Below are 24,639 nucleotides of genomic sequence, written 5' to 3' on the forward strand. Positions count from 1 at the left end.
ACGCGCTATGGATAGGGATGGTGAGGACGAGTTACCGGAAATGGCACGCGTTGGTGTGCACACCCTCGCGTCCCGTGAGCTGTGGGATCTCGCCCTCGCAGCGAGCCTTGTCCTCGGCACCCAGGGTCGGGTACAGGGGGCAGCGGCTCACGAAGGAACAGCCCGTGATGCGATCAGTCGGGCTGGGCAGATCCCCCGTGAGAACGATGCGCTCGCGCGTTCGCTCCACCTGGGGATCCGGGATCGGGATGGCCGACAGCAGCGCCTGCGTGTACGGGTGCTGCGGGTCGTCGAACACCGCGTCGACGTCACCGAGCTCGACGAACGAGCCCAGGTACATCACCGCGACGCGGTCGGCCAGGTGTCGCACGACAGACAGGTCGTGCGCGACGAAGAGGTAGGACAGACCGAGGCGCGCCTTGAGGTCGTCCAACAGGTTGATGACGCCCGCCTGGATGGAGACGTCGAGCGCCGAGACGGGCTCGTCCAGGACGAGCAGCTTCGGCTCGGTCGCGAGCGCGCGGGCGATGCCGATGCGCTGGCGCTGCCCGCCCGAGAATGCCTGCGGGAACCGGTCACTGTGCGCCGGGTTGAGCCCCACGAGCCCCATGAGCTCGTCGACGCGGGCATGGGTCGTCTCGCGATCCGTGCCGATCGTCTGCAGCGGCTCCGCGATGATGTCGAAGACCGTCATGCGCGGATCGAGTGCGCCCATCGGATCCTGGAACACGATCTGGATGTCGCGCCGCATCTCGCGCTCCTGGCGCGCCGACCGGATGTCCGCGACGCTCGTGCCGTTGATGACGATGTCGCCGTGCTCCTGGCGGGCGAACTCCATGATCTCGAGCAGCGTCGTGGTCTTTCCGGACCCCGACTCGCCGACGATGGCCAGCGTCTCGCCCTGGCGGATGTCGAAGGAGACGTCCGTCACGGCGTGCACGTCGCCCACACGCCGCTTGACGAGCGCGCCCTTCATGAGCGGGAACGTCTTGGTCAGGTGCGTGACCTCAAGCGTCGCGGGGCGCTCCTCGCGGGGGACCGCGGCGATCGTCGACTCGCGCGGGGCGGGGGCGGGGAAAACGGGCGCGCCGTCCAGCGTGCCGTTCGCGATCTCGTCGGCCCGGATGCAGGCGGCGCGGTGAGACGTCGTCCCGGCGACGACCGCGAGCTCGGGCTCGCCGTCGCGGCAGGCCGCCGTCGCAATGGGGCAGCGGTCGGCGAACGGGCACGCGTCCGGCAGGTCGATCAGCATCGGCGGGTTCCCCGTGATGGGGACCAGCGGCTGCTTCTCCTTCTTGTCCACGCGCGGGATCGCGCCGAGCAGGCCGATCGAGTAGGGCATGCGCGTGTCGGCGAACAGGTCGTCGACGGGCGCGTGCTCGACGGGGCGGCCCGCGTACATCACGAGCACGTCGTCCGCGACGCTCGCGACGACGCCCATGTCGTGGGTGATCATGATCACGGCGGCGCCGGTCTCGCGCTGCCCCTTCTTGATCACCTCGAGGATCTGCGCCTGGATCGTGACGTCGAGCGCCGTCGTCGGCTCGTCCGCGATGATGAGCTTCGGGCGGTTCGCGATCGCGATCGCGATCACGACGCGCTGGCGCATGCCGCCCGAGAATTCGTGGGGGAACGCCTTCATCCGCGCCTCGGCGTTCGGGATCCCGACGGTGCGCAGCAGCTCGATTCCGCGCGCCCAGGCCTCGGCCTTGGCGACGCGCTCATGGGCCTGGATCGCCTCGACGAGCTGGTCGCCGACGGTGAACACCGGCGTGAGCGAGGTGAGCGGATCCTGGAAGATCATCGACAGGCCGTTGCCGCGGATCCGCGACATCTGCTTGTCCGTCTTGCCGAGCAGCTCCTCGCCGTCGAAGACGATGGATCCGGAGACCTTCGCGTTGTCGTCGAGGAGCCCCATGATCGCGAGCGACGTGACCGACTTGCCCGAGCCGGATTCGCCGACGATGCCGATGGTCTCGCCGGGGGAGAGGTCAAAGCTGACGCCGCGGACGGCGTCGACGCGGCCGGCCTCGCTCGCGAAGCGGACGGTGAGATCTCGGACGGAGAGGATGGGGTCGGTCATGCGCGGCCTCCTGCCGCCGAAGTCGGGTCGAGGGCGTCGCGCAGGCCGTCGGCGATGAACGCCATGGAGACGGTGAGCAGCGTGAGGGCCGCGGCGGGGAAGTAGAACATCCAGGGGCTCGAGGTGATCACGGCGGATCCGATCCCGATGAGGGATCCGAGCGAGACGTCCGGTGTCTTCACGCCGAACCCGAGGAAGGACAGGCTCGTCTCCGACTGCACGGCGCTCACGACGCCGAGCGTGAAGTTGATGATGAGCAGCGATCCGATGTTCGGCAGCATGTGTCGCAGCACGATGCGGTGCCCGGGAACGCCCATGTACCTCGCGGCCTGGATGAACTCGCGCTCGCGGATGGAGAGCGAGAGCGTCCACACGGTGCGGGCGAGGAGCATCCAGCCGACGAGCACGAGCATCGCCGAGAGGATGACCCAGTTGCCGCCCTGGTCGTTCGAGATCATCGCGACGATGAGGAACGCCGGGATCGCGAGCATGAAGTGGATGACGGTGAGCACGACGCGCTCCCACGCGCCGCCGAAGTAGGCGGCGGACGCGCCGAGGACCGCCGAGATGACGGTGGTTCCGGTCGCGACGCTGAGGGCGATGAGGAGCGAGCGGCGCAGGCCCTCGACCGTCATGGCGTAGAGGTCGTTGCCCGACTGGCTCGTGCCGAACCAGTGCTCGGCGCTGGGCGGGTCGCCGAGGGCAAGGAAGTCCAGCTCGACGTGGTCCCACTGCTGGAAGAGCGGGCCGACGATCGCGAAGAGCGCGAGGAACGCGAATATCGCGAGCCCGGCGACCGCGGGGGCATTGCGGAAGTACCGCCGCGAGTAGAGGCGCCACTTCGACATCGGTCGCGAGCGCACGGCCTCCTTCTCGTCCACGGCGGCTTCGCCGTGCTCGAGCGGATCCCGCAGGTCGTTCTCAAGAGAGGTCATGTCAGCTCACCCGCACTCGGGGGTCGAGGGCCACGACGGCGACATCCGCGAGGATCGCGCCGACGGCGGTCAGGAAGGCTCCGAACGCGGCGATCGCGACTGTGCCATGGATGTCGTTGCGCGCCAGCGTCTCGGAGAAGTACTGGCCGAGGCCATTCCAGTCGAAGATCGACTCCGACAGGATCGCGCCGAGGAACACGTTCGGGATCGTGAAGGCGATCTGGGTCGCGACGGGGATGAGGGAGGTGCGCAGCGCGTGACGGCGCACGGCCGTCTGCTTCGTCAGGCCCTTGGCGCGCGCCGTGCGCACGTAGTCCGCCTTGATGTTGTCGAGCAGGAGCGAGCGCTGCAGGAAGTGCGTCGTGGCGTATCCGACGAGCGCCATCGCGATGGTGGGCAGGATCAGGCGGTGGAGCGTGTCGAGCGTCGCCTCCCACCAGGTGTCGATCCCTACCCCCGTGGGTCCCGTCACGTACAGCACCGTCGTGCCGAAGAAGTCGTTGAGCGCCACGGCGATGATCACGAAGGCGAGGGCCGCGACGATCGGGGGGATATTCATCGTCACGATGGAGGTGAACTGGCCGATCCGGTCGGCGGTCTGGTACTGCCGATTGGCGGTGTACACGCCGAGCGCGATGCCGGCCACGGTCGAGATCACCGTCGCGCCGATGACGAACTCCGCGGAGATCCACATGCGGTACGCCATCTGGGCGTTGACGTCCTGGCCGACCGGGCTGACGCCCCAGTCCCAGCGCAGGACGATGTTCATGAGCCAGCTCCACCAGCGCTCGATGAGCGGGACGGTTTCGCTGAGCCCGCGTGGCTCGAGCAGAGCCGTCGCTTCGTCGTACGAGACAGGGGGGCGGCGACCGACGTAGTTGCTGCGGGGGTCCAGGAATCCCCACGACAGGAAGTAGATGAGGTTGGTCGCCACGACGATGATGAGCAGCCACGAGACGAAGCGGCGCGTCAAATATCGGAACAAGATCTCTGTGGCTTTCTCGGAGGAGCACGGGTTGAGAGGTGACTCTAACCCGGGACGCGCCCGACACGACAGGGGATGCCGTGTCGTCGGAAAGCGTTATCGATCTGTGTCTGGGCGAGAGTTTCGCTCGCGGCCAGACGTGCATCCTGTGCAATGTGCTTCGGAGCGCCCTTGCCGCCGACCGCCATCATGCGGGGGAATCCTGGGCGTTCCGTGCAAGCGGTGAGCAGATTGTGAACGCTTCGCCCGCCCTCCCGGGTGCGCTCGCGATCGCGTGTGCGCGAAGAAACAGCGGATTCGCGCGATGTTTCGATCGTGTGAAATCTTCGCCGGGTCGTCCATGAGGTATGCGCCGGCGCGCGTCGTGTCGCGGGCCCGCGCCACGTAGACTGTGCGGGATATGTCGCCCCGTGCCTCCTCGCCGCTCGCGCCCGCAGCCACGCCGCCCGAGCGCCTCCGTAACTTCTGCATCATCGCCCACATCGACCACGGCAAGTCCACCCTGGCCGACCGCATGCTGCAGCTCACCGGCGTGGTCTCCGACCGCGACATGCGCGCGCAGTACCTCGACCGCATGGACATCGAGCGCGAGCGCGGCATCACGGTCAAGAGCCAGGCCGTGCGCATCCCGTGGCAGGTGGACGGCGAGACGTACGCGCTGAACATGATCGACACCCCCGGGCACGTGGACTTCTCGTACGAGGTCTCGCGGTCGCTCGCGGCGTGCGAGGGGGCAATCCTCCTCGTCGACGCGGCGCAGGGCATCGAGGCCCAGACGCTCGCGAACCTTTACCTCGCGCTCGAGAACGACCTCACGGTCATCCCCGTGCTCAATAAGATCGACCTCCCGGCGGCGGACCCCGAGCGCTTCGCCAAGGAACTCGCGGACCTCATTGGCGGGTCGCCCGACGATGTGCTGCGGGTCTCGGGCAAGACGGGGCAGGGCGTGGACGAGCTCCTCGACCGCCTCGTCGGCGAGATCCCCGCGCCCGTGGGTGATCCGGACGCCGCCGCGCGGGCCATGATCTTCGATTCCGTGTACGACGCCTACCGCGGCGTCGTGACCTACGTCCGCATGATGGACGGCTCGCTCGCCCCGCGCCAGCGGATCCAGATGATGTCGACGGGCGCGCACCACGAGCTGCTCGAGATCGGGGTGTCGAGCCCCGAACCGACCCCGTCGAAGGGGCTCGGCGTCGGCGAGGTCGGCTACCTCATCACGGGCGTGAAGGACGTGCGTCAGTCGAAGGTCGGCGACACCGTGACCGACTCGCGCAAGCCCGCGAGCGAGGCGTTGCCCGGCTACGTCGACCCGAAGCCGATGGTGTACTCGGGCCTGTACCCGCTCGACGCGAGCGACTACCCAGATCTCCGCGAGGCGCTCGACAAGCTGAAGCTCTCGGACGCGGCGCTCGCGTACGAGCCGGAGACATCGGTCGCCCTCGGGTTCGGCTTTCGCTGCGGGTTCCTCGGCCTGCTGCACCTCGAGATCATCACGGAGCGGCTGAGCCGCGAGTTCGGCCTCGACCTCATCACGACCGCGCCCAGCGTGATCTACGAGGTGCAGGCGGAGACCGGCGAGACGATCACCGTGACGAACCCGAGCGAGTACCCCGACGGCAAGATCGCCGCCGTCAGCGAGCCGATCGTGACGGCGTCGGTGCTCACCCCGAAGGACTACGTCGGCACGGTGATGGACCTGTGCCAGAGTCGGCGCGGATCCCTGCAGGGGATGGACTACCTCTCCGAGGAGCGCGTCGAGCTGAAGTACGTCATGCCGCTCGGCGAGATCGTGTTCGACTTCTTCGATCAGCTGAAGAGCCGCACACAGGGGTACGCGAGTTTCGACTACGAGCCGGCAGGGTCGCAAGAGGCCGACCTCGTGAAAGTCGACATCCTCCTGCAGGGCGACCGCGTCGACGCCTTCAGCGCGATCGTGCACCGGGACGCCGCATACTCCTACGGCACGACGATGACGGAGCGCCTGCGCAAGCTCATCCCGCGGCAGCAGTTCGAGGTGCCGATCCAGGCGGCCATCGGCGCGCGCGTGATCGCCCGCGAGAACATCCGCGCGATCCGGAAGGACGTGCTGGCCAAGTGCTACGGCGGCGACATTAGCCGCAAGCGCAAGCTCCTCGAGAAGCAGAAGGAGGGCAAGAAGCGCATGAAGATGGTCGGGCGCGTCGAGGTCCCCCAGAACGCGTTCATCGCGGCGCTGTCGGGCGACGTGGAATCCAAGGGCAAGAGCTAACGGCGCTCGCGGGCGACGCGAGCAGTGAGGTGATCAGCATGCGCAGGGCGACCTTCCGTGATCAGACGGTCGACTACGCGGCGGTCGGCGCCTCCCAGGCGGCCGACCTGCTGCAGTATCCGCCGGAGAACAGCATCCCCGCGGTGCAGCGCTGGCGGATCGGCAGCGGCGAGGAGCGGTTCCGCTCCGCGTCCGACACGCTGCTGAGCTGGTCCGTGCTCACGGGCGCGGGCCTCGCGGTGACGGACGTGCGCCCGTCAGCCGGGCCGAGCTACACGGGCGTCAGCTTCGATGGCGAGGGGCACCCGGTCGCGCCGTCGCGCCACGACGAGGACCAGCGCTTCACGCCCGACGGCATCGCGTACGTCAGCGCGGGCGCGACCGCCCACGTCCACGGCCGCGCGCGGGGGAAGAAGGCCAACGGCGACTACCGCGTGATCTTTGTCGCGGAGGAGCCCCGCCGCACGGCCTACGCCCTTGGCACCGTCGACGCGACGATCGTCAGCGGTGAGGTGCTCTTCTCGGTCGATTGGCGCGACGACGACGAGGTGTGGTTCGAGGTGCGGGCCTTCGACATCCCCGTTGCGTGGTCCTATCGCGCCTGGCGCGGCCGCGTGCGGCGCCGGCGGCGTCTGCTGAACACGGCCTACCTCCGCGCGATCTCGCCGCTGTTCGCCTGATGGGGGCTGCGCTCCCCCTGGGGGATCCGGCACCCGCGGACGGGCGGATCCCCGACGCGCACCGCCCGGATCCGGAGACGGATTTCGGCGTCTATCTGCACGTGCCGTTTTGCCGCGTGCGTTGCGGATACTGCGACTTCAATACCTACACGGCGCCGGAGCTGCGCGGCGCGCGCCAGGACGAGTATGCGGACACGTTGCTGCGCGAGGTTGCGCTGGCCCGCGAGGTGCTCGCGGAGGCCGGCCCGCTTCGGCCGGCCCGCACGGTCTTCTTCGGGGGCGGAACCCCGACGCTCCTGCCCGCGGGGGACCTCGCGCGGATGCTCGACGGCGTGCGCGACGCGTTCGGGCTCGCGGACGGCGCCGAGGTCACGGTCGAGGCCAACCCCGACACGGTGACGGACGACGTCGTGGCGGAGCTCGCCCGTGCGGGCGTCACGCGGATGTCGATCGGCATGCAGTCTTCCGAGCCGCACGTCCTCGCGGCGCTCGACCGGACGCACGATCGCGAGAACGTCGGCGTGGCGGTGCGGGCGGCGCGCGCGGCGGGTCTCGACGTGAGCCTCGACCTCATCTACGGGGCGCCGGGCGAGAGCCTCGCCGACTGGCGGGCGTCGCTCGAGACGGCGATCGCGCACGCCCCGGACCACATCTCCGCGTACGCGCTCATCATCGAGGAGGGCACGAAGCTCGCCCGCCAGATCGCCCGTGGCGAGGTCCCCGCGCCCGACGACGATCTCCAGGCCGACATGTACGAGCTCGCCGACGAGCTGCTCCAGGGCGCGGGCTACGGGTGGTACGAGGTGTCCAACTGGGCGACGGACGCGGCGCATCGCTCGCGCCACAACCTCTCCTACTGGCGCGGCGCCGACTGGTGGGGCTTCGGGCCCGGGGCGCACAGCCACGTGTCCGGCCTGCGGTGGTGGAACGTCAAGCACCCCGCCGCGTACGCGCAGCGGTTGGCGCTCGGGTCCTCGCCCGCCGCGGGCCGCGAGACCCCCGACGCCGACCAGCGCGCGCTGGAGCGTGTGCTGCTCGAGACGCGGATCCGCGAGGGCATGCCGGTCGCCGCGCTCGCGCCGGGCGCCCGGCTGCGGGTGGCATCGCTCGTCGCCGACGGCCTGGTGGACGGCGTCGCCGCGATCGGCGGCCGCGTCGTCCTCACGCGGCGCGGCCGGCTCCTCGCCGACGCCGTCGTGCGCGCACTCACCGACGACGACTAGAATTGGCACTCGACGCGAACGAGTGCCAGTGGGAGGAGGGCGCGCCATGGTGACGGACAGGGGCTTGCAGGTGCTTCGGGCGATCGTCCAGGACTTCGTGGACACCCGCGAGCCGGTCGGCAGCCGGTCCATCGTCGAGCGCCACGCGTTCGGCGTCTCGGCCGCGACGATCCGCAACGACATGGCCCTCCTCGAGGAGGAGGAACTCATCGCGCAGCCCCACACGTCCTCGGGCCGCGTCCCGACCGACAAGGGCTACCGCGCGTTCGTCGACCACCTGTCGGACGTGCGCCCGCTGTCCCCGGCGCAGCGCACGGCGATCTCGACCTTCCTCGCGGATCCGCACGACCTCGATGACCTCCTCGCGCGGACGGTGCGGCTGCTGACCCAGCTCACGGGCCAGGTCGCGCTCGTGCAGTACCCGTCGTTCGCGCGCGCGACCGTGACGCACGTCCAGCTCGTCCTCCTCGACGCGCGCCGCGTGCTCGTCATCATGGTGACCGACACGGGCCGCGTCTCGCAGCGCATCGCCATCCTCCCCGCCCCGGCCGACGAGGCGGCGGTCGAGGCCGCGTCCGCGCGGCTGAAGCCTCTCCTGATCGGCATGCCGGTCGGCGATGCGGCCGATCGCATCCGCACGGCGCGCGCCGAGGCGCCCGCCGCCCCGGCCGATCGGACCCTCGCGGCGATCGGCGCCGCCGTGGAGGACGAGCTCGACGAGTTTCGGCAGAACCGGCTCGTCATGGCGGGCAGCGCCACGCTCGCGCGGCGCGAGGACGACTTCCGCGGCAGCATTCACCCGCTCCTCGAGGCGATCGAGGAGCAGGTGACGCTCCTGCGCCTCATGAGCGAGATGGCGGCCGACGACAACGGGCTCGCCACGAGCATCGGGCGCGAGAACGCCGCGTTCGGGCTGGGCGAGGCGTCCATCGTCGCGAGCGAGTATGAGGCGGCGGTCGGATCCGCGCGCATCGGGCTCATGGGCCCGACGCGGATGGATTACCCGCGCAACCTCTCGGCGGCGCGCGCCGTGGCGCGGTACCTCACCCGCATGCTGGAAGAAGACGACCGCCGCTGACGACGGCGGGTGTACCCGTCCGGCCCCGGGCCGGAACATCACGATAGGCACGCGGGCATCCCGCGGAAAGGCGACTGTGGCAGACCACTACGACGTGCTGGGCGTCTCGCGCGAGGCGAGCAGCGACGAGATCAAGAAGGCGTACCGCAAGCTGGCGCGCCGGTTGCACCCCGACGTGAACCCCAGCCCCGAGGCCGCCGAGGAATTCAAGAGCGTGACGCACGCATACGAGGTCCTGAGCGACCCCGAGCAGCGCCGACGCTACGATGCGGGCGGCGACGAGGCGGGGTTCGGAGGCGCCGGCTTCGGCGGCTTCGGCGACGTCTTCGAGGCGTTCTTCGGCGGCGGCTCCGGCGGGCGCTCCGGGCGCCCCCGCTCACGGCGCGAACGCGGCCAGGACGCGCTCGTGCGGGTGGACCTGGAGCTCGGCGATGTCGTCTTCGGCACCCATCGCGACGTCGAGATCGACACGGCCGTCGTCTGCGAGACATGCCAGGGATCGTGTTGCCAGCCGGGCACCCAGCCCGAGCGCTGCGACGTCTGCGGCGGATCCGGGCATGTCCAGCGCCAGGTGCGGAGCCTGCTCGGCAACGTCGTCACGCAGCAGCCGTGCGGCGCGTGCCAGGGGTACGGCACGACCATCCCGCACCCGTGCCCCGCCTGCCAGGGGCAGGGGCGCGTCCGCTCCCGTCGCACCGTCGCGCTCGACATCCCGGCGGGCGTGGAGACGGGCCTGCGCCTTCAGCTGCCCGGCTCGGGCGAGGTCGGCCCCGCGGGCGGCCCGAACGGCGACCTCTACGTCGAGGTGCACGTCGAGCCGCACGTCGTCTTCAGCCGCGAGGGCGACGACCTCCTCGCGACGCTCGAAGTGTCCATGACGGACGCCATCCTCGGCACGACGACCGCGATCGACGGCCTCGACGGGGCCGTCGACCTCGAGATCCGGGCGGGCGTGCAGTCGGGCGACGTGCTCCGCATCGACGGGCGCGGCGTGACCGGCCTGCGCACGAAGAAGCGCGGTGACCTGCGCGTCGCGGTGCAGGTCGTCACGCCCACGCGCGTCGACGGCAAAACCCGCCAGCTCGTGGAGGAGCTCGCCAAGCGCACGAAGGCGCCGGATCCGCGCCTCGCCGAGCACCAGCAGGGCCTGTTCTCGAAGCTGCGCGACAAGTTCCGCGGGGCCTGATCGCCGTGGCGCTGCACTTCGTGGTTCCCGGCGCCGCGGGCGCGGCGCCGGGTGGGACCCTCGACCTCGAGGGCGCCGAGGCCCACCACGCGGCGTCCGTCCGACGCGTACGCCCGGGAGAGCGGGTCACGGTCACCGACGGGCGTGGCGCGTGGGTCGAGGCCGAGGTGCGCACGGCCGCGCGCGAGCGCGTGGAGCTGGGCGTCCTCGCGCGCGCGGACGTCCCGCGCGACGCGCCCCGCATCGCGCTGGCGCAGGCCCTCGCGAAGGGCGATCGCGACGAGCTCGCCGTGCAGGCCGCGACCGAGCTCGGTGTCGACGAGATCGTGCCCTGGCAGGCCGCCCGGTCCGTCTCGCGCTGGCAGGGCCCGAAGGCCGAGAAGGGACGCGCGCGCTGGGAGACGATCGTCCGCGAGGCCGCGAAGCAGGCGCACCGCGCGTGGATCCCCGAGGTCGCGCCCGTCGCGACCACGGCCGCCCTCGCGGCGCGGGCGGCATCCGCGCGGATCCTCGTGCTGGATCCGTGGGCGGACGATCGGCTCGCGGTGGCGGACGTCGACGCCGAGCGGGACCTCCTCCTCGTCGTCGGTCCCGAGGGGGGAATCGCGCCCGAGGAGCTCGAGGCGCTCGGCGCGGCCGGGGCGGAGCGCGTGCGCCTGGGAACCGGCGTCTTGCGAACGTCGACGGCGGGGCCCGCGGCGATCGCGGTGCTGTCCGCGATCGGCGGCCGGTGGTGACGGGCGCCGGGAAACGTAGACTGGGGCCATGAGCGAGCCGAGCGTCTTCACGCGCATCCTGAGCGGCGAGATCCCGGGCGACATCGTCGCCGAGACGGACCGCGTCTTTGCCCTGACGGACATTCACCCGCAGGCGCCGCTGCACGTCCTCGTGATCCCCAAGACCGAGGAATTCCGCGACGTCACGGAGCTGGCCGCGGGGGATCCGACGCTCCTCGCGGAGATGGTCGGCCTCGCGCGCGAGGTCGCGACGCGCCACGCCGACGGCGAGTTCCGCCTGCTGTTCAACACGGGGCCCGGCGCGGGGCAGACCGTGTTCCACGTTCACGCACACGTCCTCGCGGGCGACCTGGGAGAGAAGAGCCTCGTTGGCTGACGATTCCGACCACACGACCTGGACCATCCACGCCGACGGCGTCGCCATGGTGCGCCTGCTCGGCCCGCAGGATCGCCTCCTGCGAATGGTCGAGCGCCAGCACCCGGACGTCGACGTCCTGGTGCGCGGCAACGAGATCACGCTGACGGGGCCCGAGGACCGCGTGAGCGCGGCGCGCGGCCTCGTCGAGGAGCTCCTGGAGATGACGCGGAACGGGCACGACCTCGCGCCGGACGACGTCGCGACCTCGTCGCGCGCGCTCGCGGCGGGCGGGGAAAAGCCGAGCGATATCTTCGGCGAACCGATCGTCGCGTCCCGCGGCAAGGTGATCCGCCCGAAGACCGTGGGGCAGCGAGACTACGTCGACGCGATCGACCTCAACACGATCGTGTTCGGGATTGGGCCCGCCGGAACGGGCAAGACCTACCTCGCCATGGCGAAGGCCGTCCAGGCCCTCCAGCGGCGCGAGGTGAGCCGCATCATCCTCACGCGCCCCGCGGTCGAGGCGGGGGAGCGACTCGGATTCCTGCCCGGGTCGCTCACCGACAAGATCGACCCGTACCTGCGGCCGCTGTACGACGCGCTCAACGAGATGATGGATCCCGAGCTCGTCCCGAAGCTGATGGCCGCCGGCACGATCGAGGTCGCGCCGCTCGCGTACATGCGCGGCCGCACGCTGAACGACTCCTTCGTCGTGCTCGACGAGGCGCAGAACACCACGCCCGAGCAGATGAAGATGTTCCTTACGCGCCTCGGCTTCGGCACGAAGATGGTCGTCACGGGCGACGCGACGCAGGTCGACCTGCCCGTCGGGACGAGCGGCCTGCGCGTGGTGCGCCGGATCCTCGGCGAGGTGGAGGACATCCACTTCGCCGAGCTCACGAGCAGCGACGTCGTGCGCCACGCCCTCGTCGGGCGGATCGTGGATGCCTACGGCGCGTACGACGAGCGGCGCCAGGCGCGCCGAGTCGAGCTGGACGAGGCGCGGGAGTTCGCGAACCGCGCCGACAAGAGGCGCGGCATGCCGCCGCGCGACCGTCTCCCGAAGCGAGGACGCGCGTGATCGACATCAACAACGAGTCCGACGTCGAGCTCGACGAGCAGGTTGTGCTGCGCCTCGTGCAGCACAACCTCGCCGCGCTCCACGTCAGCCCCGACGCCGAGCTCGCGATCGTGTTCGTCGACGAGCCCGCGATGGAGCAGCTGCATGTGCAGTGGATGGACCTGCCCGGCCCCACCGACGTCATGAGCTTCCCGATGGACGAGCTGCGGCCTGGATCCGCCGACCTCCCGACCCCGCCGGGGCTCCTGGGCGACATCGTCGTGTGCCCGCAGGTGGCGATCACCCAGGCCGAGACCGCGGGCCACGGCCTGATGGACGAGGTCTGCCTGCTCACGACGCACGGCCTCCTCCACCTCCTCGGCTACGACCACGCGCTTCCGGAGGAGGAGCGGGCGATGTTCGGTCTGCAGCGCGAGCTGCTCGCCTCCTTTGCGACGGCGGAGCGCCGCCGACGACGCGCATGATCGAGATCCTCCTCCTCGTCGGGGCGCTCCTGCTCCTGGTCGTCGCCGGATTCATGGCGGCGCTCGACTCCGCGCTGTCCGTCACCTCGACGGCGGACCTCGTCGACCTCGCGTCCGAGGGGCGCAGCGCCCGGTCGCTCGCGCATCTCGCGCGCGATCGCGACCCGCACGACAACGCGGTCACCTTCGTGCGCGTGCTGAGCGAGGTCGGGGCGGTCGTGTTGCTGGCCGCGTCGTTCTCCTTGATGTTCGAGAGCGCGCTGTGGGGGACGATCGTGACGGTCGTCGTCTCGGCCGCGATCATCTACCTCGTCGTCGCGTCCGCGCCGACGACGGTGGGCCGGCGCTACGCCCGCCCACTCCTCACGGCCGGGGCGCCGACGATCCACGCGGCGCGCGTCGTGCTGGGGCCGATCGCGCGGCCGCTCGCCGGCGTCAGCGCGCGGCTGATCCCGGGGGCCCGGCGTCGCGGATTCGAGTCCGAGGAGCAGTTCCTCTCGATCGTCGACGAGGCGGCGTCGAACGCCCTCATCGAGGACGACGATCGCGAGCTCATCCACTCCGTGTTCGACTTCACCGACCAGATCGTGCGCGCGCTGATGGTGCCCCGCACCGAGATGGTCACGGTCGAGGGATCCGCCTCGGCGTCCGAGGCCATCGACGCGTTCCTGTCGAGCGGGCTCTCGCGCCTTCCCGTCATCGACGGAGACGTCGACAACGTCGTCGGGGTGCTGTACCTCAAGGACCTCGTGCAGCACGCGTTCCGCGACACGCCGGGGTGGCGGCGCTCGGCCGTGCGCGCGTTCGCGCGACCGGCGGCCTTCGTCCCGGAGCAGATGCGCGCCGAGACGCTGCTGCAGCAGATGAAGGCCGACAAGGTCCACGTGTGCCTCGTCGTCGACGAGTACGGGGGGATCGCGGGGCTCGTGACGCTGGAGGACCTCCTCGAGGAGCTCGTGGGCGAGATCGCCGACGAGTATGACCCCCGCTCGAACGAGATCGTCGAGCTCGCCGACGGCAGCTACCGCGTGAGCGCGGGGCTCGGCCAGGGCGAGGTGGGCGACCTGTTCGGCGTCGAGATCGACGACGAGGACGTCGACTCGATCGGCGGCCTGATGGCGAAGGCGCTCGGCCGCATGCCGCAGCCGGGCGAGCAGGTCGAGGTCGAGGGCCTCGTGCTCACGGGCGGGACGTCGCGCGGCCGCGGGCGCGGAATCGCGACGGTGTTCGTCGAGCGAAGCGCGGCGCTCCTCGCGGTCGACGAGGTCCTGGGCCGCACCCCGCGCACGGGCGAGGTGCCCGCGGTCGAGGCATCCGAGCGTGCGCCCCGAACCGGGAGCGTGCGCGTCTCCCCGCAGCGCCAGGCGAACGACGCCCCGGAGTCCCCGGGGAAGAAGGGCAGGAACCGATGACCGAGCCGAGCCGGAGCGGATTCGTCACATTCGTCGGGCGTCCGAACGTGGGCAAATCCACGCTCATGAACGCGCTCGTGGGCGAGAAGGTCGCCATCACGAGCGACAAGCCGCAGACCACGCGGCGCGCGATCCGCGGGATCCTGAATAGGCCGGGCGGCCAGCTCATCGTCGTCGACACCCCCGGCGTGCACCGCCCGCGCACGCTCCTCGGGCAGCGTCTCAACGACCTCGTCGAGAGCGTGCTGGGGGACGTCGACGTCATCGCGTTCTGCGCGCCGGCGGACGAGAAGGTCGGGCCGGGCGACCGCCGCATCGCGGCGTCCCTCGACGGGTACTCCCGCGCGAAGAAGGTCGCCCTCGTGACGAAGACCGACAAGGCGTCCCGCGACGAGGTCATGGAGCGCCTCATGGAGGTCGACGCGCTGCGCGAGGACTGGGCGGCCGTGATCCCCCTCTCCAGCGTGACGGGCGACCAGCTCGACGTGCTGGCGGACGAGCTGTTGCCGCTCATGCCCGAGGGGCCCGCCCTGTACCCCGAGGGCGTCGTGACCGACGAGGCGATCGAGGATCGCGTCGCCGAGGCGATCCGCGAGGCGGCGCTCGACGGCGTCCGCGACGAGCTGCCCCACTCGATCGCCGTCGTCGTGCAGGACATCGCCGTGCGCGAGGACAACCCCGAGCTGACGGACGTGTGGGCCGACATCGTCGTGGAGCGCGACAGCCAGAAGGCGATCATCATCGGGCGCAAGGGACAGCGCCTGCGCGACGTCGGCACGACGGCGCGCGCCGAGATCGAGCCGCTCGTCGGGACACGCGTGTTCCTGTCGCTGCACGTGCGCGTCGCGAAGGAGTGGCAGCGCGATCCGAAGCACCTCGGGCGCCTCGGGTTCTGAGCACATCGCTCACCCGGGAGGGGAGCGCGGGCCGCGTGACGGGGCAGAGTGCGTGCTATCGTGACCGTGTGCGCCGATTCGGTCTCCTTCTCCTTATCTGCCGCGACGAGTCCTCGTAAGCCTGGGCCTTCTCGTCGCGGAGCCTCGCGTGGGCCCACCACGAACCGAAGGTACGAGAAGATGAAGAACAACCAGAAGCCCAGCGGCATGCCGACCCACAAGTACGTGCCGTTCCACGAGCAGATCGCCGTCGACCTGCCGGACCGCACATGGCCGACAAAGCGCATCGAGAAGGCGCCGCGCTGGTGCGCCGTCGATCTGCGCGACGGCAACCAGGCGCTCATCGACCCCATGACGCCCGAGCGCAAGCGGATCATGTTCGACCTCCTCGTGAAGATGGGGTACAAGGAGATCGAGGTCGGGTTCCCGTCGGCGAGCCAGACCGATTTCGACTTCGTGCGCCACCTGATCGAGGACGACGCGATCCCCGAGGACGTCACGATCCAGGTGCTCACGCAGGCCCGCGAGCACCTTATCGAGCGCACCTACGAGTCGCTGCGCGGGGCCAAGCAGGCGATCGTGCACCTGTACAACTCGACGAGCGTGCTGCAGCGCGAGGTCGTGTTCCGCACCGACCGGCAGGGGATCATCGACATCGCGCTCGAGGGCGCGCGCCTGTGCAAGAAGTACGAGGCGACGATCCCCGAGACGACCGTGTACTACGAGTACTCGCCGGAGTCGTACACGGGCACCGAGCTCGAGTTCGCCGCGGAGATCTGCAACCGGGTCATGGAGGTGCTCGTCCCGACCCCCGAGCGCAAGCTGATCCTGAACCTGCCGGCGACGGTGGAGATGGCGACGCCGAACGTGTACGCCGACTCGATCGAGTGGATGGGCCGCCACCTGAACAACCGCGAGAACGTCATCATCTCGCTACACCCGCATAACGACCGCGGCACGGGTATCGCGGCCGCCGAGCTCGGCTACATGGCGGGCGCGGACCGCATCGAGGGGTGTCTGTTCGGCAACGGCGAGCGCACGGGCAACGTCGACCTCGTCGCGCTGGGCATCAACATGTTCACGCAGGGCATCGACCCCGAGATCGACTTCAGCGACATCGACCAGGTCAAGCGCACGGCCGAGTACTGCAACCAGCTGCCCGTGCCTGAGCGCAGCCCGTGGGCGGGCGACCTCGTCTTCACGGCGTTCAGCGGATCGCATCAGGACGCGATCAAGAAGGGCTTCGAGGCCATGTCGCGCACCGCCGCCGAGCGCGGCGTCGACACCGACCAGCTGCCCTGGGCGGTGCCGTACCTGCCGATCGACCCCCAGGACCTCGGCCGCTCGTACGAGGCGGTCATCCGGGTGAACTCGCAGTCGGGCAAGGGCGGCGTGGCCTACCTCCTGAAGGCCGACCACAAGCTCGATCTGCCGCGCAAGCTGCAGATCGAGTTCTCGAACGTCGTCCAGGCCAAGACCGACAGCGAGGGCGGCGAGGTCACGAGCGACCAGATCTGGACGATCTTCCAGGACGAGTACCTGCCCTCGGGCGCGCGCGAGACGTCCTGGGGGCGCTATGAGCTCATCGGGACGAGCTCGCGCGGGTCGGCCGACGGCGAGCGCACGCTCGAGGTCACCATGCGCGATGGCGACGGCGAGTTCGGCGCGACGGCGTCGGCGAACGGCCCCGTCGCGGCCTTCCTCGAGATCCTGCGCGAGCAGGGGCTCGACGTGACCCTGTACGACTACTCGGAGCACACGCTGAGCGCCTCCGGCGACGCCGAGGCGGCCGCCTACGTCGAGCTGCAGGTGGGCGACGTGCGCCTCTGGGGCGTCGGAATCGACGGGGACATCTCCACGGCCTCGCTCAAGGCGATCATCTCGGGCGTGAACCGGGCGATCCGGATCCGCGAGAGCGCGCTGGTCGGCGCGTGAGGCGTTCCTGAGGCGGGCCGCGCGCCCGCCTCAGGACGCCTTCGGGTCGTCGTCCCCGGGGGACGGCGGCTCGGGCAGGATGATCGCGCCGGTCTCGTCGAGGCCGCGCAGATCGTCGATCGTGCGCACGTCCTGCGCCTCGATGACCGGGATCGAGGCGGTCTCGAGCGCCACCCGGCGCCGCTGGATCGCGCGTTGCTCGGGCAGGCTGATGTCGAACACGATCGCGAGGATCCGCCCCGCCGCCGTGAGGCCGATGCCCAGCACGACGCACCACACGATGTCGAGGCCGGCGAGGTGGGCGACGGTGAGGCCCGTGCAGCCGACGATCGCGGCGGTCGCATAGAACGACCCCACGTGCATGATGGCGACGGGGAGCCCCAGCAGCACGTCGCGCGCGACGCCGCCGCCGACCGCCGCGCACACCCCGATGAACACCGCCGGCAGGGGCGGGACGCCGTACCCCAGCGCCTTCGCGGTGCCGAAGGCGCCGAACATGCCGATCACGAAGGCGTCGAGCACGACGATCATCGTCTCGATGCGCTGAAAGAGGCCGGCGAGCCACATCCCGACGAGCGCGCCGCCCGTCGCCGTGACGAGGTGCCACGTCGTCTGCAGCGTGGCCGGCGCCACGCCCAGCAGGAGGTCGCGGATGAAGCCGCCCCCGAGCCCGATCATGACGCCGATGATCGCGACGCCCAGCCAGTCCAAGCGCTTCTCGCCGCGGAATGCGGCGGCGAACATGGCCCCCTGGATCCCGCCGAGCCCCACGCCGACGAGGTCGGCCCACAGGGGCAACATCCACAACGGTTCCTCGGTCACCCCTCCATCGTGCCAGGGCGTTCGCCGGCGGGCGATAATGGACGGGTGCCCACCTACCGTGACGACGCCGTCGTGCTCCGCACGCAGAAGCTGGGGGAGGCGGACCGGATCCTCACGCTGCTGACGCGCCAGCACGGCAAGGTCCGCGCGGTCGCGAAGGGCGTGCGCCGCACCTCGAGCAAGTTCGGCGCCCGCCTCGAGCCCTTCATGGTCGTCGACGCGCAGCTGTACCTCGGGCGCTCCCTCGACATCGTCCAGCAGGTCGATCAGCTCGGGGCGTACGGCGCGAAGATCGCGGCGGACTACGACCGCTACACCGCGGCGAGCGCGATGGCCGAGGCGGCGGAGCGGCTCGTGGGCGAGCAAGACGCGCAACCCGAGCAGTTCTTCCTTCTCGTCGGCGCGCTGCGCTCGCTCGCGCGTTCCGAGCACGAGGCGGGCGCGACCCGCGACTCATACCTCCTGCGCGCGCTCGGGCTCGCCGGGTGGACGATCCAACTCGACGCGTGCGCGCGGTGCGGCGAGCCGGGACCGCACGAGCGCATCGCCGCGCCCGTGGGCGGCGTGCTGTGCGCCGCCTGCGCGCCGGCGGGCACGGCGCGCGTCGACGGGGAGGTGCGCGAGCACCTCGCGGCGCTCCTCGCGGGGGAGTGGGCCACCGTGGACGCGGCCCCGGAGGGCGTCGCGCTCCGGGCGGGCGGGCTCGTGGCCGCCTACGCTCAGCACCACCTCGAGCGGGCGATCCGCTCGTTCGATCGGAGAGGAGCGGCCCGATGACGCCGAAGCCCTACACCCACCCCGACGCCGTCGCGTACCGCCCGCTCGACTGGACGGGACTCACGCCGCCCCGTTTCGCGGGGCCCGTTCCCCGCCACGTCGCGATCGTCATGGACGGCAACGGCCGGTGGGCGAACGAGCAGGGGCGACCGCGCACGGACGGCCATCGCGTCGGCGTCGACGCGATGCTCGACGTCATCGCCGGGGCCGTGCAGGCGGGCGTGGGCCACCTCTCGGTGTACGCGTTCTCCACGGAGAACTGGAAGCGGTCCCCCGCGGAGGTGCGCTTCCTCATGGGGTTTAACCGGCAGGTCCTCCACCGCCATCGCGATCAGCTCAACGAGTGGGGCGTGCGCGTGCGATGGGCGGGGCGGCGACCAAAGCTGTGGGGGTCCGTGATCAAGGACCTCGAGGCCGCCGAGCGCCTGACGCGCGAGAACACGACGATGACGCTGTCGATGTGCATCAACTACGGCGGGCGCTGGGAGGTCGTCGACGCGATGCGGCGGTTGGCGAGCGAGGTCGAGGCGGGTCGCCTGAAGCCGTCCGCGATCACGGAGCGCCACATCAGCCGGAGCCTCTACGTCCCCGACATGCCGGACGTAGACCTCTTCATCCGCTCCGGCGGCGAACAGCGCACGAGCAACTTCATGCTGTGGGAGTCGGCGTACGCCGAGATGGTGTTCGACGAGACCCTGTGGCCCGACTTCACGCGCGAGAACCTGTGGCGCGCGATCGCGTCCTACCACGCCCGCGATCGTCGGTACGGCGGGGCGACGGACGCGCCGAAGGCGTGAGCCCGGGTCAGCGGGGCAGGTGCTCTTCGATGAGCGCCGTGATAGCGGGGTCGTCCGGCGTGACGTTCGGGCGGAAGCGGCGGACGGATCCGTCGGGGAGCACGACGAACTTCTCGAAGTTCCACGCGACGGGGCCCGCCAGGCCCAGGCCGTCCTTGTTCTTCTTCAGCGCCTTGTAGAGCGGCGCCGCGTGGGATCCGTTCACCCGGATCTTGTCGTTGATCGGGAAGCTCACGCCCCACGTGGTGGCGCAGTAGTCGAGGATCTCGTCCATCCCGCCCGGCTCCTGACCCATGAACTGGTTGCACGGGAACCCGACAACGGTCAGCCCGCGCTCGCCGTACGTGCGCTGCAGCTCCTCGAGCGCGCCATATTGCGGCGTGAGGCCGCACTTCGAGGCCACGTTCACGACGAGGACGACGCCGTCGCCGTAGGAGGCGAGGGTGCGCGCGTCTCCGCTCGCATCGGTGAATGGGATGTCGCGAAGGGCGGGGGCGTCGGTCATGCGGCCAGGCTACTCCGCCCGGGCGCGGCGAGCGCCCATCCGAGGGATGAAACAATGGGAGCGTGACGATCGCCCCCGTAAGCACCCCGCCCGCGCCCGCGCGCGCGATGCCGCCCCTGCGCATCGGCCCGCTCGAGGTCGACGTCCCCGTCGTCCTCGCGCCCATGGCGGGCGTGACGAACATGGCGTTCCGGCGGCTGTGCCGCGAGTACGGGGCCGGTCTCTACGTCACGGAGATGATCACGACGCGGGCGCTCGTCGAGCGCAACGAGGTCACGATGCGCCTCATCCAGCACCACGAGTCGGAGACGCCCCGGTCGATCCAGCTGTACGGCGTGGATCCGCACTACACGGCCGAGGCCGCGCGCATCATCGCGGCCGAGGACCACGCCGACCACATTGACCTTAACTTCGGGTGCCCCGTGCCCAAGGTCACGCGCAAGGGGGGCGGATCCGCGCTGCCCTGGAAGCGCGACCTGTTCCGCGACATCGTGCGCGGCGCGGTGGAGGCGGCCGGCGACGTTCCCGTCACGGTGAAGATGCGTAAGGGCATCGACGACGACCACCTCACCTTCCTCGAGGCGGGGCGCATCGCCGAGGACGTCGGCGCGGCGGCCGTCTCGCTCCACGCGCGCACCCTGCAGCAGTCCTACTCGGGCGTGGCCGATTGGTCCGCGATCGCCGAGCTCAAGAGCGCCATCACCTCGATCCCCGTGCTCGGCAACGGCGACATCTGGAGCGCGGAGGACGCCGTGCGCATGGTCGACGAGACCGGTTGCGACGGCGTCGTGGTCGGCCGCGGCTGCCTGGGGCGCCCGTGGCTCTTCGGCGAGCTCGCCCGCGCCTTCGGCGGCGAGGCGCCCGTGGTCGACGCGTCCCTCGCGTTCGTCGCGCGCGCGTTCCTCCGGCATGCTGAGCTCCTCGCGGAGTTCTACGAGGACGAGTCGCGCGGCTGCCGGGACATCCGCAAGCACGCGGCGTGGTACTTCAAGGGCTACCCGGTCGGGGGCGAGCTGCGTGGACGGTTCACGCAGGTCGACACGCTGGCCGACATCGAGGCGCTGATCGGCGAGCTCGACCTCTCGGCGCCGTACCCCGGCGCCCCCGTGGAGGGGCCGCGCGGCCGCGCGGGGCACGCGCGGCGCCCCGTGCTCCCCGACGGCTGGCTCGCGTCGCGGACCCTGGACGACGACGCCGCCGCCGAGCTGCAGGACGCGGAGCTGGACACCAGTGGCGGCTGAGCCGGGCCAGGGGGCGCTGCCCGCGGGCTACACGGATCACGACGCCGAGCGATTCGTCGTGGAGCGCCACCGGTCGAGGCGCGGACACTTCGCCCGCGACCGCGCGCGCGTGCTGCACTCGGCGGGCCTGAGGCGCCTCGCGGCCAAGACGCAGGTGCTGAGCCCCGCGAGCGACGCGGACTTCGCGCGCAACCGCCTGACGCACTCGCTCGAGGTCGCGCAGGTCGGCCGCGAGCTGGCGACGGCGCTCGGGCTCAACGAGGACGTCGTCGACACGGCGTGCCTCAGCCACGACCTCGGCCATCCGCCCTTCGGGCACAACGGGGAGCGCGCGCTCAACGACTGGGCCGCAGACATCGGCGGGTTCGAGGGGAACGCGCAGTCGCTCCGGATCCTCTCGCGGCTCGAGGCGAAGGTACTCGACGGGGACCGCTCGGTCGGCCTGAACCTCACGCGCGCGACGCTCGACGCGACGTGCAAGTATCCCTGGACGGTCGCGGATCCCGTGGCCGACCCCGGCGGGCGGCTGAAGTTCGGGGTCTATCCGGAGGACGAGGAGGTCTACGCCTGGATGCGCGCCGGTGCGCCCGACCGCGTGCGGTGCATCGAGGCGGAGGTCATGGACCTCTCGGACGACATCGGCTACTCCGTGCACGACTTCGAGGATGCCGTGGTCAACGGTTACGTCGACGTCGCCGCGCTCGCGGATCCCGTCGAGCACCACCCGCTCGTGGGGCGGATCCAGGCGTGGGTCGGATACGACTACGGTCGGGACGAGCTCGCCGAGGCGCTGTACCGCCTGACGCGTCAGCCGATGTGGCTGACGTCGTTCGACGGCACGCGACGCGACCTCGCGCGGCTGAAGAACCTCACGAGCGACCTGATCGGCAGGTTCGCGAGCGAGGCGGTCGCGGCCACGCGCGCCGCCCACCCCGCCGCGTCGCTGACGCGCTACGGCGCGAGCGTGGTCGTGCCGCGCGACGTCGAGCTCGAAATCGCGGTGCTGAAGGGAATCATGGGCGCCTCGATCGTCTCGAGCGACGCGCGTCGCGGCGTGTACGAGGAGCAGCGGCGGGTGCTCACGCGGATCGCGGACGCGCTGTGGGCCGCCGACACGCTGTGGTCTTCGGGGGCGGACCAGCTGGATCCCGCCTTCACGGCGGACTTCCTCGCGGCGACGAGCGACGCCGAGCGCAAGCGCGTGATCGTCGACCAGGTCGCGAGCCTGACCGATCAAACGGCGGTCGCGTGGCACGCGCGGCTCGTCGGCGAGATCGACCCGGCCTCCGTGGGCATCTGGATGCGCGCGGCGCAGCCCGCCGACGCGGGGGCGTACTGATGCCCCGGATCCGTCAGGCGGACGTCGAGGAGGTCAAGGCGCGCACGAACATCGCCGACATCATCGGCGAACGCGTGGCGCTCAAGTCGGCCGGCGTGGGGTCGTTGAAGGGCCTGTGCCCGTTCCATGACGAGCGCAGCCCGAGCTTCAATGTGCGGCCGAGCCAGGGGTTTTACCACTGCTTCGGGTGCGGGGTCTCGGGGGACGTGTACACGTTCCTGCGCGAGATGGATCACCTGACCTTCGCGGAGGCCGTCGAGCGCGTCGCCCAGCGCGTCGGGTTCACGCTGCACTACGAGGAGGGCGGCGGGCCGGCCCCCGAGACCAGCGGGCGCGCGCGGCTCTACGCGGCGCACACCCAGGCCGTGGAGTTCTTCCGCGCGCAGCTCGGATCCCCCGAGGCGGAGGCCGCGCGCGCCTTCCTCGGCCAGCGCGGGTTCGATCCCGGCGCGGCGTCGCACTTCGGCGTCGGGTACGCGCCGAAGGGGTGGGACGCGCTGCTGAAGGCGCTCACGGGGCAGGGGTTCAGCCGCGAGGAGCTGATCACGGCGGGCCTCGTCTCGACGAACCAGCGCGGCGGCGTGTACGACCGATTCCGCGGCCGCGTGATGTGGCCGATCCGCGACGTCACCGGCCAGACGATCGGCTTCGGCGCCCGCAAGCTCTACGACGACGATCAGGGACCGAAGTACCTCAACACCCCCGAGACCCCGATCTATAAGAAGAACCAGGTGCTTTACGGGCTGGACCTGGCCAAGCGCGACATCGCCCGCGGAGACCCGAAGCGCGTCGTCGTCGTGGAGGGGTACACCGACGTCATGGCCTGCCATCTGGCGGGCGTGACGACCGCCGTGGCCACGTGCGGCACCGCGTTCGGCAGCGAACACATCCGGACGCTCCGACGCATCATGGGCGACGACTCGGCTACGGGAGAGGTGATCTTCACCTTCGACGGCGACGAGGCCGGGCAGAAGGCCGCGCTCCGGGCCTTTTCGGAGGCGGACCGGTTCGCGGCCCAGACCTTCGTCGCGGTCGCCCCCGACGGGCTGGACCCGTGCGACCTGCGCCTGCAGCGCGGCGACGCCGCGGTCGGCGCGCTCCTCGACCACAAGACGCCGATGTTCGAGTTCGTCATCGACCGCAAGATCTCGGGCTTCTCGCTGTCGAGCGTCGAGGGGCGCGTGGGCGCGCTCCGCCAGGCCGCCCCCGTGGTCGCCGAGATCCGCGATCGGCTCCTTCGCCCCGGCTACGAGCGCGTGCTCGCGCGCCGGCTCGGCATGGATCCGACCGACGTGCACCGCGAGGTGGAGCAGGCGGCGCGGGGCGGATCCGCGCGCGAACGGCAGACGCCTGTCGCGGCCGCGCCCGCCACCGCCTCGCCCGCCGTCACACTCCAGACGCTGCCGCGCACGACCGACGCGGTCGTCGAGCGGGACGCCCTCACGGGCATCCTGCAGTACGGACACCGCATCGACCCGACGCTTCTGCAGCGCGCGCTGGGCGTGGCGTTCCGCGTGCCGGCTCTGGACGCCGTGCGCGCCGCGATCTTCTCCGTCGACCGCACCCAGCCCGGCTGGGGCCAGGCCGCGATCGACGCCCTCCCGCAGGCGCTGACGCAGCTGGGCGGCGAGGTGCTGATGCGCGACTTCCCCGCTCGCGACGAGGAGCACGCCGCGGTGTCGGCGAACGCGCTGTGCCGGCGGCTCATCGTGCGGGCGCTCGACGCGGAGAAGCAGGAGCTCCTGGGCGCGCTGCAGCGTGCCGAGCCGCAGTCGAACGAGGGGCGCGCGGTCGGGATGCGCCTCCGCGACCTCGAGACGGAGCGGCGCCGGCTCGTCGACGAGCAGTAGGCGC

The 24,639-nt window shown here is 71.0% G+C and carries 22 protein-coding genes; 17 read left to right on the plus strand and 5 right to left on the minus strand.

Annotated features, from left to right (window positions below):
- Positions 1 to 31 precede the first annotated feature (31 nt).
- From G8E01_RS07490 to G8E01_RS07500, 3 genes are read right to left on the minus strand one after another with little or no spacing between them, the layout of a single operon-like run.
- Positions 32 to 2,083 (minus strand): ABC transporter ATP-binding protein, encoded by a 2,052-nt coding sequence (locus G8E01_RS07490; RefSeq protein WP_166317986.1) that lies wholly within the window; start codon positions 2,081 to 2,083, stop codon positions 32 to 34.
- Entirely contained in the window at positions 2,080 to 3,018 is a 939-nt protein-coding gene (locus tag G8E01_RS07495; protein WP_166317989.1) for an ABC transporter permease, read from the minus strand. The genes G8E01_RS07490 and G8E01_RS07495 overlap by 4 nt, the downstream gene beginning before the upstream one ends.
- Before the next feature lies 1 nt (position 3,019).
- On the minus strand, positions 3,020 to 3,991 hold the full coding sequence (locus G8E01_RS07500; RefSeq protein WP_240921232.1) for an ABC transporter permease: 972 nt from the start codon (positions 3,989 to 3,991) through the stop codon (positions 3,020 to 3,022).
- Between the two features lie 412 nt (positions 3,992 to 4,403).
- Between G8E01_RS07500 and lepA the strand changes: the two genes are divergently transcribed.
- The 12 genes from lepA to leuA all read left to right on the plus strand — a co-directional run bounded on the left by lepA (position 4,404) and on the right by leuA (position 17,304).
- Positions 4,404 to 6,254 (plus strand): translation elongation factor 4, encoded by a 1,851-nt coding sequence (gene lepA, locus G8E01_RS07505; RefSeq protein WP_166317995.1) that lies wholly within the window; start codon positions 4,404 to 4,406, stop codon positions 6,252 to 6,254.
- Between the two features lie 38 nt (positions 6,255 to 6,292).
- Positions 6,293 to 6,934 (plus strand): DUF1990 family protein, encoded by a 642-nt coding sequence (locus G8E01_RS07510; RefSeq protein ID WP_166317998.1) that lies wholly within the window; start codon positions 6,293 to 6,295, stop codon positions 6,932 to 6,934.
- The gene (gene hemW, locus G8E01_RS07515; protein WP_166318001.1) at positions 6,934 to 8,157 is read left to right on the plus strand and encodes a radical SAM family heme chaperone HemW; all 1,224 of its coding nucleotides are present in this window, start codon (positions 6,934 to 6,936) and stop codon (positions 8,155 to 8,157) included. The genes G8E01_RS07510 and hemW overlap by 1 nt, the downstream gene beginning before the upstream one ends.
- 46 nt (positions 8,158 to 8,203) lie before the next feature.
- A complete protein-coding gene (hrcA, locus tag G8E01_RS07520; RefSeq protein ID WP_166318004.1) occupies positions 8,204 to 9,235 on the plus strand; it encodes a heat-inducible transcriptional repressor HrcA in 1,032 nt (343 codons plus the stop codon).
- Positions 9,236 to 9,311: 76 nt separating this feature from the next.
- Complete coding sequence (gene dnaJ / locus G8E01_RS07525) at positions 9,312 to 10,421, plus strand: molecular chaperone DnaJ (RefSeq protein WP_166318007.1); 1,110 nt, start codon at positions 9,312 to 9,314, stop codon at positions 10,419 to 10,421.
- Between the two features lie 5 nt (positions 10,422 to 10,426).
- The gene (locus G8E01_RS07530; protein ID WP_166318010.1) at positions 10,427 to 11,158 is read left to right on the plus strand and encodes a 16S rRNA (uracil(1498)-N(3))-methyltransferase; all 732 of its coding nucleotides are present in this window, start codon (positions 10,427 to 10,429) and stop codon (positions 11,156 to 11,158) included.
- 28 nt (positions 11,159 to 11,186) lie between these two features.
- On the plus strand, positions 11,187 to 11,534 hold the full coding sequence (locus G8E01_RS07535) for an HIT domain-containing protein (protein ID WP_166318013.1): 348 nt from the start codon (positions 11,187 to 11,189) through the stop codon (positions 11,532 to 11,534).
- A gap of 46 nt (positions 11,535 to 11,580) precedes the next feature.
- Entirely contained in the window at positions 11,581 to 12,597 is a 1,017-nt protein-coding gene (locus G8E01_RS07540) for a PhoH family protein (protein WP_166319790.1), read from the plus strand.
- Positions 12,594 to 13,061: an rRNA maturation RNase YbeY gene (gene ybeY / locus G8E01_RS07545; RefSeq protein ID WP_166318016.1), complete on the plus strand. Its 468-nt coding sequence runs from the start codon at positions 12,594 to 12,596 to the stop codon at positions 13,059 to 13,061. The genes G8E01_RS07540 and ybeY overlap by 4 nt, the downstream gene beginning before the upstream one ends.
- On the plus strand, positions 13,058 to 14,473 hold the full coding sequence (locus tag G8E01_RS07550; RefSeq protein WP_166318019.1) for a hemolysin family protein: 1,416 nt from the start codon (positions 13,058 to 13,060) through the stop codon (positions 14,471 to 14,473). Before ybeY ends, G8E01_RS07550 begins: the two co-directional genes overlap by 4 nt.
- A complete protein-coding gene (gene era / locus G8E01_RS07555; RefSeq protein ID WP_166318022.1) occupies positions 14,470 to 15,369 on the plus strand; it encodes a GTPase Era in 900 nt (299 codons plus the stop codon). The genes G8E01_RS07550 and era overlap by 4 nt, the downstream gene beginning before the upstream one ends.
- Before the next feature lie 180 nt (positions 15,370 to 15,549).
- Positions 15,550 to 17,304 (plus strand): 2-isopropylmalate synthase, encoded by a 1,755-nt coding sequence (gene leuA, locus G8E01_RS07560; RefSeq protein WP_166318025.1) that lies wholly within the window; start codon positions 15,550 to 15,552, stop codon positions 17,302 to 17,304.
- 30 nt (positions 17,305 to 17,334) lie between these two features.
- Here the strand turns inward: leuA and G8E01_RS07565 are convergent, their stop codons facing one another.
- Positions 17,335 to 18,105, minus strand: a complete 771-nt coding sequence (locus G8E01_RS07565) for a trimeric intracellular cation channel family protein (RefSeq protein ID WP_205827243.1) — start codon at positions 18,103 to 18,105, stop codon at positions 17,335 to 17,337.
- Between the two features lie 66 nt (positions 18,106 to 18,171).
- Between G8E01_RS07565 and recO the strand changes: the two genes are divergently transcribed.
- Positions 18,172 to 18,903: a DNA repair protein RecO gene (recO, locus tag G8E01_RS07570; protein WP_166318031.1), complete on the plus strand. Its 732-nt coding sequence runs from the start codon at positions 18,172 to 18,174 to the stop codon at positions 18,901 to 18,903.
- Positions 18,900 to 19,700 carry an isoprenyl transferase gene (locus tag G8E01_RS07575; RefSeq protein WP_166318034.1) on the plus strand — a complete coding sequence of 267 codons (801 nt, stop codon included), beginning with the start codon at positions 18,900 to 18,902 and terminating at the stop codon, positions 19,698 to 19,700. Before recO ends, G8E01_RS07575 begins: the two co-directional genes overlap by 4 nt.
- Positions 19,701 to 19,707: 7 nt before the next feature.
- On the opposite strand, the gene G8E01_RS07580 is transcribed toward G8E01_RS07575, so the two are convergent.
- Positions 19,708 to 20,205, minus strand: coding sequence for a glutathione peroxidase (locus G8E01_RS07580; RefSeq protein WP_166318037.1), 498 nt, complete (start codon positions 20,203 to 20,205; stop codon positions 19,708 to 19,710).
- Between the two features lie 107 nt (positions 20,206 to 20,312).
- On the opposite strand from G8E01_RS07580, the gene dusB reads away from it, so the two are divergent.
- The 3 genes from dusB to dnaG are packed head-to-tail and all read left to right on the plus strand — an operon-like array spanning position 20,313 to position 24,635.
- Positions 20,313 to 21,446 carry a tRNA dihydrouridine synthase DusB gene (dusB, locus tag G8E01_RS07585; RefSeq protein ID WP_166319792.1) on the plus strand — a complete coding sequence of 378 codons (1,134 nt, stop codon included), beginning with the start codon at positions 20,313 to 20,315 and terminating at the stop codon, positions 21,444 to 21,446.
- Positions 21,436 to 22,785: a deoxyguanosinetriphosphate triphosphohydrolase gene (locus G8E01_RS07590; RefSeq protein WP_166318040.1), complete on the plus strand. Its 1,350-nt coding sequence runs from the start codon at positions 21,436 to 21,438 to the stop codon at positions 22,783 to 22,785. The genes dusB and G8E01_RS07590 overlap by 11 nt, the downstream gene beginning before the upstream one ends.
- Complete coding sequence (dnaG, locus tag G8E01_RS07595; RefSeq protein ID WP_166318043.1) at positions 22,785 to 24,635, plus strand: DNA primase; 1,851 nt, start codon at positions 22,785 to 22,787, stop codon at positions 24,633 to 24,635. Before G8E01_RS07590 ends, dnaG begins: the two co-directional genes overlap by 1 nt.
- Positions 24,636 to 24,639: the final 4 nt, after the last annotated feature.

The sequence above is a fragment of the Microbacterium excoecariae genome (assembly GCF_011326725.1).
In the GTDB taxonomy this organism is placed as follows: domain Bacteria; phylum Actinomycetota; class Actinomycetes; order Actinomycetales; family Microbacteriaceae; genus Microbacterium; species Microbacterium excoecariae.

Bases quoted from the DNA above. Each gene is read 5' to 3' on its own strand.
- G8E01_RS07490 (WP_166317986.1), bottom strand. From the start codon at position 2,083: ATGACCGACCCCATCCTCTCCGTCCGAGATCTCACCGTCCGCTTCGCG.
- G8E01_RS07495 (WP_166317989.1), bottom strand. From the start codon at position 3,018: ATGACCTCTCTTGAGAACGACCTGCGGGATCCGCTCGAGCACGGCGAA.
- lepA (WP_166317995.1), top strand. From the start codon at position 4,404: ATGTCGCCCCGTGCCTCCTCGCCGCTCGCGCCCGCAGCCACGCCGCCC.
- G8E01_RS07510 (WP_166317998.1), top strand. From the start codon at position 6,293: ATGCGCAGGGCGACCTTCCGTGATCAGACGGTCGACTACGCGGCGGTC.
- hemW (WP_166318001.1), top strand. From the start codon at position 6,934: ATGGGGGCTGCGCTCCCCCTGGGGGATCCGGCACCCGCGGACGGGCGG.
- hrcA (WP_166318004.1), top strand. From the start codon at position 8,204: ATGGTGACGGACAGGGGCTTGCAGGTGCTTCGGGCGATCGTCCAGGAC.
- G8E01_RS07535 (WP_166318013.1), top strand. From the start codon at position 11,187: ATGAGCGAGCCGAGCGTCTTCACGCGCATCCTGAGCGGCGAGATCCCG.
- G8E01_RS07540 (WP_166319790.1), top strand. From the start codon at position 11,581: ATGGTGCGCCTGCTCGGCCCGCAGGATCGCCTCCTGCGAATGGTCGAG.
- G8E01_RS07550 (WP_166318019.1), top strand. From the start codon at position 13,058: ATGATCGAGATCCTCCTCCTCGTCGGGGCGCTCCTGCTCCTGGTCGTC.
- era (WP_166318022.1), top strand. From the start codon at position 14,470: ATGACCGAGCCGAGCCGGAGCGGATTCGTCACATTCGTCGGGCGTCCG.
- leuA (WP_166318025.1), top strand. From the start codon at position 15,550: ATGAAGAACAACCAGAAGCCCAGCGGCATGCCGACCCACAAGTACGTG.
- G8E01_RS07565 (WP_205827243.1), bottom strand. From the start codon at position 18,105: ATGTTGCCCCTGTGGGCCGACCTCGTCGGCGTGGGGCTCGGCGGGATC.
- G8E01_RS07575 (WP_166318034.1), top strand. From the start codon at position 18,900: ATGACGCCGAAGCCCTACACCCACCCCGACGCCGTCGCGTACCGCCCG.
- G8E01_RS07580 (WP_166318037.1), bottom strand. From the start codon at position 20,205: ATGACCGACGCCCCCGCCCTTCGCGACATCCCATTCACCGATGCGAGC.
- dusB (WP_166319792.1), top strand. From the start codon at position 20,313: ATGCCGCCCCTGCGCATCGGCCCGCTCGAGGTCGACGTCCCCGTCGTC.
- dnaG (WP_166318043.1), top strand. From the start codon at position 22,785: ATGCCCCGGATCCGTCAGGCGGACGTCGAGGAGGTCAAGGCGCGCACG.